12 protein-coding genes are annotated in these 13,142 nt (G+C 59.9%); 7 read left to right on the top strand and 5 right to left on the bottom strand.

Annotated elements, in window-relative coordinates; translation table 11 throughout:
- Positions 1-20: 20 nt before the first annotated feature.
- Both X750_RS147880 and X750_RS147885 read left to right on the top strand, forming a co-directional pair.
- Positions 21-1,034, top strand: coding sequence for an ABC transporter permease (locus X750_RS147880; RefSeq protein ID WP_023689830.1), 1,014 nt, complete (start codon positions 21-23; stop codon positions 1,032-1,034).
- Positions 1,035-1,161: 127 nt separating this feature from the next.
- Positions 1,162-2,145 (top strand): substrate-binding domain-containing protein, encoded by a 984-nt coding sequence (locus tag X750_RS147885; protein WP_023689831.1) that lies wholly within the window; start codon positions 1,162-1,164, stop codon positions 2,143-2,145.
- Positions 2,146-2,240: 95 nt separating this feature from the next.
- Here the strand turns inward: X750_RS147885 and X750_RS1000000165875 are convergent, their stop codons facing one another.
- The 4 genes from X750_RS1000000165875 to X750_RS0133035 all read right to left on the bottom strand — a co-directional run bounded on the left by X750_RS1000000165875 (position 2,241) and on the right by X750_RS0133035 (position 8,189).
- Positions 2,241-2,378 carry a hypothetical protein gene (locus X750_RS1000000165875; RefSeq protein ID WP_155921578.1) on the bottom strand — a complete coding sequence of 46 codons (138 nt, stop codon included), beginning with the start codon at positions 2,376-2,378 and terminating at the stop codon, positions 2,241-2,243.
- The gene (locus X750_RS147890; protein ID WP_156932412.1) at positions 2,375-5,458 is read right to left on the bottom strand and encodes an adenylate/guanylate cyclase domain-containing protein; all 3,084 of its coding nucleotides are present in this window, start codon (positions 5,456-5,458) and stop codon (positions 2,375-2,377) included. The genes X750_RS1000000165875 and X750_RS147890 overlap by 4 nt, the downstream gene beginning before the upstream one ends.
- Positions 5,459-5,555: 97 nt before the next feature.
- Entirely contained in the window at positions 5,556-7,514 is a 1,959-nt protein-coding gene (locus X750_RS147895) for a hypothetical protein (protein ID WP_023747805.1), read from the bottom strand.
- A 48-nt stretch (positions 7,515-7,562) separates the two neighbouring features.
- Entirely contained in the window at positions 7,563-8,189 is a 627-nt protein-coding gene (locus tag X750_RS0133035; protein WP_023747804.1) for a nuclear transport factor 2 family protein, read from the bottom strand.
- A gap of 269 nt (positions 8,190-8,458) precedes the next feature.
- Here X750_RS0133035 and X750_RS147900 point away from each other — a divergent pair, with 269 nt between their 5' ends.
- Complete coding sequence (locus X750_RS147900) at positions 8,459-9,526, top strand: M35 family metallo-endopeptidase (protein ID WP_084567155.1); 1,068 nt, start codon at positions 8,459-8,461, stop codon at positions 9,524-9,526.
- Positions 9,527-9,843: 317 nt separating this feature from the next.
- Here X750_RS147900 and X750_RS147905 read toward each other — a convergent pair whose 3' ends face one another.
- Complete coding sequence (locus X750_RS147905) at positions 9,844-10,680, bottom strand: hypothetical protein (protein WP_023747802.1); 837 nt, start codon at positions 10,678-10,680, stop codon at positions 9,844-9,846.
- A 620-nt stretch (positions 10,681-11,300) separates the two neighbouring features.
- On the opposite strand from X750_RS147905, the gene X750_RS1000000166460 reads away from it, so the two are divergent.
- From X750_RS1000000166460 to X750_RS13755, 4 genes are all read left to right on the top strand, one after another.
- Positions 11,301-11,456 (top strand): hypothetical protein, encoded by a 156-nt coding sequence (locus tag X750_RS1000000166460; protein WP_023671409.1) that lies wholly within the window; start codon positions 11,301-11,303, stop codon positions 11,454-11,456.
- 140 nt (positions 11,457-11,596) lie between these two features.
- On the top strand, positions 11,597-11,770 hold the full coding sequence (locus X750_RS1000000166455; protein WP_023689840.1) for a hypothetical protein: 174 nt from the start codon (positions 11,597-11,599) through the stop codon (positions 11,768-11,770).
- 172 nt (positions 11,771-11,942) lie between these two features.
- Positions 11,943-12,647, top strand: coding sequence for a Crp/Fnr family transcriptional regulator (locus X750_RS147910; protein ID WP_023685922.1), 705 nt, complete (start codon positions 11,943-11,945; stop codon positions 12,645-12,647).
- Positions 12,648-12,932: 285 nt separating this feature from the next.
- Complete coding sequence (locus X750_RS13755; RefSeq protein ID WP_023747801.1) at positions 12,933-13,121, top strand: hypothetical protein; 189 nt, start codon at positions 12,933-12,935, stop codon at positions 13,119-13,121.
- The last annotated feature ends 21 nt before the right edge of the window (positions 13,122-13,142 follow it).

The following is a 13,142-nucleotide window of genomic DNA, read 5'->3' as shown; positions in this document are numbered from 1 at the left end:
CAGTGGCAGCGAGCCCGGTGATGGCGGCGCCTCAAAAGCATCGCGACCCGCTGGCGCTCATCGTGCGCTTCCAGAGCCTGATCGGCCTGGTGCTGGTGGCGATCGGCGGCATCATCTTCTCGCCGCGCCGCCACGGCGAAATCCTGTTCCTCAACCCCGACAACATCGCCAACATCGTGCGCGCCGTGTCGGAGACGGGCATCATCGCCATCGGCATGACCTTCGTCATCATCACCGCCGGCATCGACCTGTCGGTCGGCGCGGTGCTTGGCCTGTCCAGCGTCGTCACCGCATCGATGATGATCTCCGGCGGCTTCGGCCTGATCCCCACCATCCTCGCCGTGCTCGCTTTGGGCATCGTTTTCGGCGCCATCCAGGGCACCATCTCGACGCGTTTCAGGCTGGAGCCGTTCATCGTCACGCTGGCCGGCCTGCAGGCCGCGCGCGGCCTGGCGCTGGTCGTCTCCGGCAACCAGTACATCAACATTTCCTATGGCGAAGGGCCGGGCCTGGCGCCGCCGGTGTTCGCCGTGCTGGGCGAGCGGCTGTTCAACAACACCGTGCCGGTGGCGACGCTTGTGTTCGTCGTCTTTGCCGCGATCGCCACCATCGTGCTCAACACCACGCGCTTCGGCCGCTATGTTTTTGCCGTCGGCGGCAATGAGCGCGCCGCGCGCATATCCGGCGTGCCGGTGTCGATGGTGAAAATCTCGGTCTACGCCATCACCGGCTTTGCCGCCGCCCTTGCCGGCATCGTGCATGCCGGTCAGTTCAATTTCGGCAGCGCCAATGACGGCATGGGCTATGAGCTGACGGCCATCGCCGCCGTGGTCATCGGCGGCACCAGCCTGTTCGGCGGCGCCGGCTCGATGGTCGGCACCGTTGCCGGCACCATCATGCTGGGCGCACTCGCCAACATCCTGCAGCTCAACAACATCACGCCCGCCATGCAACTGCTCGCGACCGCCGCGATCATCGTTTTGGCGGCAGTGCTTCAATCCCTCGTTCGCCGCCGCGAGGGGTTGGGTCGTTAGTGCATGTCGCGCAAAAGTGACATCGGTTTGCGATGACGACATGCACAAACAAACAAGGAGGAGACGGCAACACGTGAACGTCAAACCAAGGTCTGGCCCCCCGGCCGGACGAGGAGGAGAGTGAGTTATGAAAACGACACTAAGAGGATCGACCCTCAAGGCTGTGCTGCTGGCAGGCGCTGGCCTGTGCATTGCAGGCTCCGCTTACGCCGCCGAGCCGCTGGTGAAAGCCTGCGCCAAGGACGGCCAGTTCGTCATCGGCTTTTCGCAGGCCAACAATGCCGAGCCCTACCGCCAGCACGTCAATGACGAGCTGGAGGCGGCGGCCAAGGAAGTGCCCGGCTTCACGCTGCAGATCGCCGACGGCGCCGGCAACGTCAACACGCAGACCTCGCAGGTCGACAATTTCATCACCCAGAAGGTCGACATCCTGCTGATCTCGCCCTTCGAGGCCGCGCCGCTGACGCCGGCGGTGAAGCGCGCCATGGATGCCGGCATCCCGGTCATCGAGCTTGACCGCAAGACGGTCGGCGACCCCGGCAAGGACTACACCGCCTTCATCGGCGGCGACAATTTCAAGATCGCCGAGGAAGCCGGCAAATACACCGCCAAGACGCTGCTGCCCGATGGCGGCGAGGCGGCGGTGCTGCAAGGCCTGCCGAGCTCGACGCCGGCCGTCGAGCGCCTCAACGGCTTCAAGGAAGGCGTGAAAGGCAACCCGAAGGTCCAGATCGTCGCCGAGCAGGCCGCCGACTGGGTGCCGGACAAAGCGCAGGTCGCCTTCGCCGCCATGCTGCAGGCGCACCCCGACATCAAGGTGCTCTACGCCTCCAACGACATGATGGCCGCCGGCGCGCTGCTCGCCGCCAAGGGGGCGGGCAAGGACGTCAAGATCATCGGCACAGACGGCCTGCCGGGCCCGGCTGGCGGCATCGAGGCGGTGGCCAAGGGCGACTGGGTCGCAACCTTCACCTACCCGACGGGCGCCAAGGAAGCGATCGAGATGTCGAAAAAGATCCTGCTCGATTGCGCGACCGAGGTGGACAAGACGGTGACGGTGGAGACCACCGCGATCACGGCCGAGAATGCCAAGCAGCTGATGGGGAAGTGAGGGGGGCGACGCTCAGCACTGAGGTTGAAAGCAAGGCCCCGGGAGGGGCCTTGTTGCGTTGCGGCGAGCTACGGGTGAATGGCCGCTGCCGGCCTTCAGATCAATGCCATCGCTACCCGTAAGCGGACGTTGGTCTGCTTTAAACCGTAAGTTGCGGCTGCGCCGGGGATCGTGATGTTGCCGAATCCGCGCTCGTCGAGATTGCCGGCAGAACGTGATGCGTCGTTAATCACTCAATGTCTGCTGCGATGAACCAATCGTTGATCTCCCGCAATTCCGCACGCGCCTCTTCGAATCTACCCTGTGACCGCAATAGCTTTGCCAGACTATTGGTCGCCTGCAACTCCCAACTCCTAGCGCGCTGCTGCCGCGCAAAGGCAATAGCCTCGCGGAAAGAAGCCTCTGCCGCTCTGTCTCCGACTCCATTTGCAAGTTCGATCTCGCCGCGAATGCGAAGCAAGGCAGCTGTAAAGTAATGCTCGCCAATCTTTTCGGCCTCGCGCAGACCTTTCTCCACGGTCTCTGCCGCTATATCGAATTGTCCAGAGTTAATGAAAGCTTTGGCCAGTAAGCCTAAATAACACGATTTGTCGACTTCCTGATCTTCAAGGTCACTCTCGGTCAATGCCATCATATGGCTTCCCACCAGACTGTCATCGAGGCTTGATGCAGCCAAGCCACCAAAAAAGCGCGCCACCCGTGTCCAGAGATTGAAACCGTTTTCCTGCGCTAATGGCAGAAGTTCATCCGCCAGCCGAGCGATATCCCTGCTCTCTTCGCGGAAGGCGAACAACACACACCCGTTTCCCAAGCAGGCGGCCAAGCGATAGGCGGATTGCTGCCGAACGGTCGCCTCCGCCTCGAGGTAGAGTTTCAGCGCTTGACGGCGATACCCCAGAATATGCAAGGTCCACGAAAGGTAGATCATGGCCATACTCGGAAAGTCGCTGCCGACCTCGTCTGCACTGCCCTTGTGGCTGAGAGCGCGCTCAAGATATTGCCGAGCCTCCGCCAACTCACCCTGACAGAACAGACTCATGCCCTTAAACTGCAGACCTATAACGAGCGCGTTTAGGTAGCCGCCCTCCTCGCCGACTCGAATTAATTCATCACTGGCCGCGAGGGCCTTACCAAACTGGCCCGAGTTGAAATGGGTACCGAAAAGCCCGTCGAGTGCCCTAATCGTCGCCTCCAGTTCGCCAAGCTTCCCGCTCAGCGCTATGGCCCGCTGATACGCGGCACTGCCTTCGCCCGTCACGTAGCCGAGCGCAGCGTACAGAACGTCGCCCAGTTCCAGTTCGAAGCGAAGCAACCTGCGGCTACGATCGTCGGAGTCAGGCAAGAGTTTCGCGGCTTCAAGCCCTTTCCTGAAGATACGCACTGCGTCAACTTTCGCCCAAGTCTTGGCGGCCTTCAGCCCTGCCTGCAGCCAGTAGTCAGCGGCGCGATCGAACAGACCGGCGTCGGCGAAATGCTCAGCGAGCACTTCGGGATAGGCAAAGCCCGCGTTGGGGTCGCGCAGCTCGATGCATTCGGCAATCGATTTGTGAATCTGTTGCGCACGTTCGTGCAGCATCGTGCCTCTAGCGGCCTGCTGGAGCAGCACGTGGGTGAACGAAAAGCCTGCTCCGGCCGTCCCTCGCTCGGCTACGATCAGCCCTGTGCGCATCAGCTCACCAACCGCAGCGCGCAACTCCGCTTCAGGCCAATCACAAATTTCGCGCAGCATGTCGAAATCGAATTCGCGGCCGATCGCCGCCGCGACCTGCGCGACTTCCTTGGCGGTCCCCAGCCTGTCGAGACGGGCAAGCAACGAGAACTGCAGAGAGTTTGGAATGTTGTTCGTGAGTGACAGACGCTTGGGCTGCGATACGTCTAGGCGCAACCCTGTTTCGACCACGCTTCGAGTAAGCTCTTCGATATAGAGCGGGACGCCTTCACCGCGATCGAGCACCGCTGCTACGTCAGCAGCGAGCGCATTCGGACTAATGTCATGGACGATCGCTTCAGCGTCCGCTCGGCTGAGCGCTTCAAGCCTGATATGGTGCCCGTCAGGACCGTCGACCCATGGAACGCTTGCGTTGTTCCTGCTCGACACAAGCAAGAGGGCAGGTGTCGAAGCCAGGCTGGCGACGACTTTGTCGAGAAGGTCGCGCGAGGTCGCATCGGCCCATTGCTCATCCTCGAACAAGATCAGGATCGGGGTAGTTCGCGCCAAATAACTGACCAGATCGATGAATGCTTGCTCGGCAATGTTGCGCTGTCGTTCGGCACTTATCCCTTCAAGCCTGTCCGGCATTGTCGTCGGCATCCCGAGCAGGCCTGAGAAGATCGCCAGCGCGATGTCGCTGGACACCGAGCCTATCGACAATCCGTTGCGGAGCTTTCGAAGCTTTTCTTCCGTTGAGTCACCGTCCTCGATCGTTGCAATCCTCTGCAACTCTGCGAGGAATGGATAAAGGGTGCTGTTCTCAAAGGTCGGAGAACATTGCATGGTCAGTTGCGGAAAGCTGCGCAGACGCTGCTGGATTTCGTTGAGCAACCGGGACTTGCCGATTCCCGACTCCCCCGAGACCAACACGGCATTGCCACGCCTGTCGCGCACGACAGTCTCCCAGTGCTCCATCAGCAGTCGCAATTCGGCGTTGCGGCCGCACAGCTTGGTCATACGCGCCCGCTTTGCAAAGCGGGTCGGCACCATGCGCGCCCTTTGCACCTGCCAAACCTGGACTGGCGCAGCGAATCCCTTCAGCTCATGTTTGCCGAACCCGGTGAAATCAACCGCGCCGCTTGCGGCCTCGAAGGTCGCCGCGTCGACAAGGATCGTATTCGGCTTGGCCAGTACCTGCAGCCGTGCCGCTAGATGCGCGACGTGACCGAAGGCGACGGTGGATACACCGCTCGGTGCGCCGACGAACTCACCCACCACGACTTGGCCGCTCGCGATACCCATCCTCACTTGCAACGGATATCCCTGATTTGCGGAGATGGTGGCCACCGCATCAACGATCTCGAGTGCGGCCAGCACCGCGAACTCGCTGTCGTCCTCACCAGCTGTTGGATAGCCGAAATAGGCCTGAATAGCATCGCCGATGTAACTAGCCGTCACACCCTTGCGGCGCCGGACGACGCTGCTGCAGGTCTCTAGAAAGCTCTCAATCAGGTGTTGGAAATCCTCGGGATCCAGGCGGTCGGCATATTCGGTTGACCCCACCATGTCGCAGAACAGGATGGTGAGATAACGCCGTTCCGCAACAGGTTTCGCCGGACTGCCGGGCAAAATGGGGCTAGCCAATGGAACCGGCGTGGTCACGCTCCGGGACCCTCCTTAGTGCGGCGACCATGTAGCACCCAGTCATGTTATCGCAAATCCCGGTGCTCACCAGTCGCTTTCGATCGCGTCAGGTGGTTCATTGAAGCTCGCCACACTGAACATCGGCGTAGATCAAATGGTCTGCCTCGCTAAATGCCGCTTGGCTCTGGTCGAAGCAGAACCGTTTGGGCACCAAACGAACTAAGGTGCGTCGGTTGCATTCACCGGGCAGATCGATCTGGAAGGTGCGCGGCGACATCGACGGCGCCGGATCGCTCCATTTCTTGTGACCAGCAAACGAAACGTTCTCGATCAACAAGCTGGAGCCGGCTGAACCGACTGGACCGGAGATAGCCTCGAAGCTGATGCCCTTTGCCTGCTCGATGCTTGGATATTCGCCACTTTGCGGCGGATCCCCGTTTGCCGGAATCGTGCCCTCGCTGACTGCCACATTGATCCTGATATCGTCGCGCTCGGGAACACCACCGTAGCTGTTGCGAAAGGTCCAGCTTAAGCGAAGGACACGCGTCCTGACGTCCTCTCCGGGCGGTGGAGGCAAAACCCGAATCTCGGCATCGGCAAGCGAAGAGCCTTCATCCTGCGCTTCTGGCGCCGGGCAGCGCGTGTAGAGTGGGCGGTAGCCACACTCAGGACCGCCGGCTCCCCACAGACAGTCGCTCAGCTTGCGCCAGTCTTCCAAGCTCAATCGAGGCGTTCCTGAGGACAGGTCATTGCCGGACCCCGGCACCATCCAGGGATGGATGCCGCTGCTGCCGATCGCCCAGTCCGTGCGATGTGCTTCTATTCCGGCGTAGACGGTCTGTTCCTCGTGCAGCTCGAGCAATTGGACCCAGGTTGGCGATGTGACCGCCGGTTCGTACCCGACTGCGTCCGCGGCAAAACGGCGGCCGGTGATTTGTGTGGTAAGCGTGTGGCAGCTTGTGCAGTTTCCGGTCGGATCTTCGACCGTCCTGGCTTGGCTAAGTTCATTGGGATAGGTGCCGGTGTAACCGGAGCCGACCACGCGGAACGGCGCGCCCGGCAACCGCGGTCGGCGCGGTAGAAAATCTCCCAGGCTGAAGGCGGTCGATTTGGAATCGCGGGCTGAACGGAAACCGACCCTGCTCTGTTCAATGTGCGGATCTATCACATAGGGGCTTTTGTTGTCATGGCATGCATGGCACGAGATCTGGAACGTCGGGTCATAGATTTTCTCCGCCGCAACCCTTCCGATGTCATCGGAATAGTTGCGCCCGCCTGGCGGAACGAAGGGCTTTGACCAATCGAACTCGCTCCGGTCCTTGCGGCCGTCGAAGAAGATGATTTCTCCGGATTTCCGATTGAACCCGATGGTGCCGAAGACGGAAAATCTCGGATCCGACCGTGTCCAGTAGGAATCGGTGCTGACCTCGTGGCTGATATTGGACTTTCTGCAGAGGAACAGCCATTCCACGTTGCCGCGCACGACCCTTACTGCACGTGAGTTCAGCCCACAGTAGGTTGAGCTGCCAGTTAGCGAAGGCTTGTCGCATCTGGGCAATGTCGCCGTCCATTTCACCACCTCTCCGTTCTCATTGCTGTGCTCGAACTCCAGCGGAGAGCCCGGTTTTGTCGGATTGGGCTTGAGGTCGACGACATTGCCATCAACTTCCAGTGGGATGACCTTCATCTGTGGGCTGCCGCAATCGCCCTCTGGAATAGGACCGAACACCGCCCGCGCTTCATCGCCAGACCTCGTTATGACGTCGGTGCTCTTTGAGGCTGGCGCCCAAAAGATGTCAGGGTTCCATCGCGTAACGGCTTCGGCGAACGCCTTCCCATCGAGTTCAGCGGGAGCGAAAGCGACGCTGCGAGGGCGCAGCGGCTCGAAAGCGGAACTGCGTGGCAATGGTGACGCCGCGCAGTTGCCCGCCTTGCTGCAAATCATGTCGGCCTGATTGGAGCCTTGCTTCTCGCCGGCTCGCGGCGTCGACACGAAAGCTTCATGTCCGATCGTCCCGGACAACAGGAGAAACGCAACGCCGAGGACAGCAGCGATCAGCGCAACAGCACGCATCTCAGCCCACTGGAGCGTGCCAGTGAACCCATGGCCGATCTCTGGGCGTCATCGCTTCTTCGCTGCGACAGAGCCAGCGTCATAGTCAGCGTGGACAGTAAGCGATTGAAATCGCCACATGCCGTCATCGCCCTTTACAACAGACGCGCGGGCATCCGCCGAATAGTCAAGACTCGGTGCCGAAGAGTGGGAGTCCTGCATTGTCACAAGGACTATCGATTTGGTGTTCACCGTCTTGTCGTTAACCACGTCGAACAAGGTGTTGGTCACGAGATGCCGGGTCTGGAGTTTATCGGTTTCCAGTTTCTTAACTATTATTTTCATTTGCACGAGAAGATCATGTGCCGACTCTGGGCCAAGGTCGAGTGTCAGCTCGAGGACACTGCTGCCTGCATCGCAAATCTCATAGTAAGACGATTTAGGTTCCGCAAAGAGGGTGGCGAACGCGGCTGCATTTTTTTCGTCGATCGTCCAGGCGTAGCGGGACAAAAGATCTTGGATTGCCTGACGGTCTTCGGCCGGAGGATTATTATGGACGTTCCAGCCATGAGTAGCCTCTGTTCCACATGAATCAGCCAAAGCAGTGCCGCTGAAAGCAAAACAGAACCCATACGCCAAGGCAAAATACCTCAAAATCGCGCAGACTGTTATTAAGCCTTTCCAACGCTCGCTCATAATGGCCCCCTCGGATGGAGCTTGATGGGAAAGTAGCGGTTCATCTTATACCACGCCAAAAAAGGCGCCAGTGAAAATCGATGTCATTGGAGGCCGGGGATGTCGTATTCCTGAATTTGTGAATTTGTGGTAAGTTGTACTCCCCTGTCTGCAGCAATTTTATTCCTGATTGCCAGATCAGCTGTGGGTGATCCTGGTATGCGTTAGCAAAATAAAAGCTCACGTAGGCGAAACAATAGATTCTAATCGTGGTTACACAGGAGCAAAAAATGCCAAACATTGTTCGAAATATGGTGTTTCTAATTTCAGCCTTTTTTAGTATAGTTCCTTTGGCGTTTGCGCAGCAGAATCAGGAAATTGAGATAGTTCTGCAATCGCGCCTGACTTCTTTTGGAAACGATACCCCACTAATTATTGACTTTACTCTCACGAACCGGTCACGCAGCCCGATCAGACTGCTCAGGTGGGCCACGCCGATCGACGGCGTCTCGGGCGAAATTTTTTCAGTAGCGAGAGGGTCGCAGCCAATTCAGTATATTGGCCCTTTGGTGAAGCGAGCAGAACCGACCGAGGCTGACTTTATCAATATCGAACCCGGACAATCGATTTCGGTGCCCGTCGATCTGTCATTGTACTACGCCATCTATGAAGCAGGGATCTATGCGGTTACCTATGATACAGAGAGAGTGGGTCTGCTGGTTGGCCCTCAAGGTGCCCTGAGACGCGCCCAGGTTCTGAGCAACGCCGTCACGTTCAGGCTTCTATCCGGTCGAATTCCTCCGGAACGGGTACCGCTCTCGGCACCCAAATTCGACCAGTGTGACAGCTCTCAACAGGACGATATTGGCGCTGCGCTGGCGGAAGCAAACAACATAGCCTCGGCTGCCCTGCAGGTTTTGCAGGGCACGCCTTCTGCCCAGCAACCGAATTCCCAACGATATCTGACATGGTTTGGGGCGCATACCGTAGGACTGTACGCGAAGGCCACTGGAAATTTCTCGAAGATTGCGGATGCTCTTGCAAACAAAGCAATATCGTTTGGATGTCACGGCAGCGTCTGCGGACCGGGAGTTTATGCGTATGTGTTCCGTGGTCAACCTTATAATATCTTTGTTTGTCAAAAGTTCTGGTCAGCCGCTCTGAAAGGAACGGATTCAAGATCTGGAACGATTGTACACGAAATTAGTCACTTTGAGGTCGTCGTCTTCACAGACGACTATTCCTCTGGTGGTCAAAATACCGCCAAGCTACTCGCGGTTGAAAACCCCCCGCAAGCCACAGAAAATGCCGATAGTCATGAATACTTTGCGGAGAACAACCCGGATCTTCCGATGTGAGGGACACCCAGGCAACTGATCCAGCGTGGATACGGGTGCCGTATTGCCATCAGAAACGAGAAAAGATCACCGAGGGCCGGACACATTGCGATCGCATGGTGAATGTCCGCTATCGCTCCCGCACACCGAAAGCGGTCCGGTCGCTCTCGGCCAAAATGCGACATTCAACTTTCGTCTCGTCCTGTCAGGATTTGGCAAGCCGCCCGCCGGCTGGCTCCGAAATGTAGGATCGAAGTCCTGGCGCGCATGCTAATGCGGACAACACGAACTGGACCGGTTTGGCAGTGATCCACTGCGCGCGCCAAACCCCGGCCGATTCACGGCGCAGCCGTAAACCCGCACTGCTTCTGTTCCATCTCGATCTGCTTCGTGATGCGGATGGCGTTCTGGGCGTAGGCTTCCGTTACCGAGCCGCTGTTGACGGTCTTGTCCTTCAGCGGGCTGACCGCTGCGCAGAGGTGGAAGACATGCTCGGTGTCGGACTTGGTGGCGCCGTTTTCCGGCGCGATCCAGTAGACGATATCCTGGCCATTGGGGTGCGCCGCGTCCTTCGTCGCCGCGGCCACCGTGGTGGAGTCGGTGGCGATCGCCTGCGCCTGGGCGGCGACCTCGGGCGAACAGGCCGTGGTCGGCTGCCCCGCCTTGATCTGTTCCGCGCAGGTGTTCATGTCCTGCGTGTACTGCTCGACCGATGGCGGCTGGTAGCTGACCCCGATCAGCGTCGCCAGCACGGCCAGCACGGCGCCGATGCCGCCGGCCACCTTCTTGCTCTTCGGGTCCATGTTCTTGTCGTTGAGGATCAAGACAACCAGCGGCAGGAAGGCAATCAGGGTGATGATCGCGCCGAGCTGGTTCTGGACGAAGAACCGGAATGTGTCGGATTCGCGGGCCGGGTCCTTCCGGTTGGCCGCCTTCCAGAGCAGGCTGCCGGCGATGGCGAAGATCGCGATGCCGACCAGAATGCCGATCAGCAGCGGCAGGTTGCCCTGGTCGAACTTGTGCTTGTAGAGCAGTACGATCCCGGCGATCTCGCCGCCAATGGCGATGACCCACGACAGCACGGCGAACAGGCGCAGCCGCGTGGCCCCGGACTTCTGGCCCTGCGTTGCCTGCCAGTCCTTGGTAACGTCTACGGTCGGCTTGTTGTCGGTCATGACCAGATCCCCCGGTATCGACACTTTTGCTGGGCGGCGTCAAAGGCGCCCGGCGCAGCGTCATTGATCGAACGTCGCCTGCCTCGGCGCGAAAGCGCCACGGCAGACCCCATCCTTATTGCGCATGATGGGATTCGTCCATAGCCGAGGGGGCGGACGACGATGCCGGCGATGGCGCGGAGGAGGGCAGGGCAATCGCATAAGGCGGCGCCAGCGAATACCCCCACCCTTGATCCCTCCCCACAAGGGGAAGGGAGACTTGGTAGGCGCCGATCGCCGCAAATCGCCTGGGTTCCACGCCAGAAAGGGTGGCTTGCGGCAGCGTTCCCTCCCCCTTGTGGGGAGGGTTAGGGTGGGGGTCCTCTTCGTAAGAACTCATATGTGATCGCCTTGCGCCGACGAAGGGAAGGTGGGTCGCCGAACCCGAGGGAGCGCCATATGCGATCGCCCTGCCATAGGTCGGATCACGCCACCGCGGGAACGCAACTAATTTGTTTACAAATGTTTCTGGGCGGCATCGGTTTGTGAAGCGCTTCACCGTTGCCGCGCAATCGATCGGTTACAGAGGCGGCGCAAGAGCGGGCCTGAGGCAGCGCTCTGCTGCTGCATGGAGGTAACCGATGTTTGAAAGTCTCAGCAGAATTCGTGCTGCCCTGGCGCGCGCCAGCAAGCACAGGAAGACCGTGCGCGCACTGAACGCGCTGCCGACGGAGATCCAGAAGGACATTGGCTGGACGGAGTCGAGGTCGATCGATGAGATAAGGCTGCCGTTCTAGCGCCGCATCCAGCGTCGCTAATATATCGCTCGCCATCGATTGTTCGGAAGCGTACAGTATAGCATCGTCGGCCACATCAATGGGCGCTGACGCTTGGGAGCGACCATCGCACTCCTGCCCCGACAGGAGGCATTGGAGCCATGGCGGAGCAACCGAGACAGTCCGGTCTGAGCGCCGAGGCGCTCGCGGCCTTGGCGCGGGAAACCGGGGCCTCCGAGCAGCAGATACAAGAGATCGCATCGCTGATCGGCAACGATCGCTCGTCCATCGTGCGCGAAGCGCGCATGGTTGCGGCTGACCGCCCGAAGCGCTGATCCAGGAAAAGCTGCTGGATTGATCCATGGGGCGTCGCCCCTGATTTGTCGGTTTTGTACGAAGTACAATGGCTGAATCCGAGTCAGCTATCGTCCAATGACCGTTTGCATTTGGGCAGGGCGCCGACGGCTGGGAGATGACATGTGCTCTTGCCCTTGACGGGAGAGAGCGATGGACCAGTCGGTCAGCAAGGAGAAAAGCGGCCTCTTGCGCCGCATGAACCCGGCCGACTTCGCACTGCTTGCGCCGCATTTGCACCATCGTGTGCTCGATCTCAAAGCCCCGCTCGAAATGGCGGGCGAGCCGGTCGCCTCGGTCTGCTTCCTGGAAAGCGGCCTGGCCTCGGTGGTGGCGAGGAACCGGCCGGGGCTCGACACCGAGGTCGGCATCATCGGCCACGAAGGCATGTCGGGCTCCGCTTTGGTGATGGGCGCCGACTGGGCGCCCCATGATTGCTACATGCAGATGCCGGGCGAGGCGGTGTGCATCGATTCCGAGCCGTTCAAGGCAGCGTTGCAGAAAAGCCCGACGCTTCGCGCCTTCCTGCTGCGCTATGCCCACTACCTGCACGGCCAGACCAAATCCACGGCGCTGAGCAATGCCCGCGCCAAGCTCGAGGATCGGCTGGCCCGATGGCTCCTGATGTGTGACGACAGGGTGGTCGGCCACCAGATCCAGATCACGCATGAGTTCCTGTCCGTCATGCTCGGCGTCAGGCGTCCCGGCGTCACCATCGGCCTGCAGATCCTGGAAGGGCGCGGCCTGATCCGGTCGCGGCGCGGCGAGATCGTCATTCGCGACCGGGATGGCCTGATCGCCGTCGCCGACGGTTTCTACGGCCAGGCCGAGGCCGAATACGAACGCCTGCTGGGCTGAGCCTGGCACGGGCTGGAAATGGCCGACGCGAATGCCGGTGAAAGCATGTTGCCAGAGCCGCGCCGGCCATTTGCGGCCATCTGGGGAGAGGCCGCCCGGCAAATCTAGCATCGGCGCAAAAGCGGGCAACGAACCGCAATCGCTTGGTAAAAACCGTACAATCGAATTGTGTTGAACCTTGGTTCGGCAAGAGTATGAATCTGCTGTCGTCGACCATGTATATGGGGCGCTGGCGCCTGAGGCTTCGACAGGCTCGCGCACCCGATGTGAACGGGGAAAACCGAAATGGCAGAACTGCTTTTCGATGTAACCGCCTTCGATTGCGCCATCCTGCGCGCCGCCTTCATCAAATCGGTGATGGAAGACAATGTCCCGGAAAAGCGGTGGCGCGCGCTCGCCGCTTCCCTGGTTCGCGACCTGACCGACCACGAAGACGTCGAGCCGGATCTGCTCGGCTGGATCACGCGCAAGTAGCAATATTCTGACGGTCCGGCG

Source organism: Mesorhizobium sp. LNJC391B00 (genome assembly GCF_000502535.1).
In the GTDB taxonomy this organism is placed as follows: domain Bacteria; phylum Pseudomonadota; class Alphaproteobacteria; order Rhizobiales; family Rhizobiaceae; genus Mesorhizobium.
The sequence above is the reverse complement of the archived record's forward strand: the minus strand, read 5'-3'. Positions and strand labels throughout refer to the sequence as shown.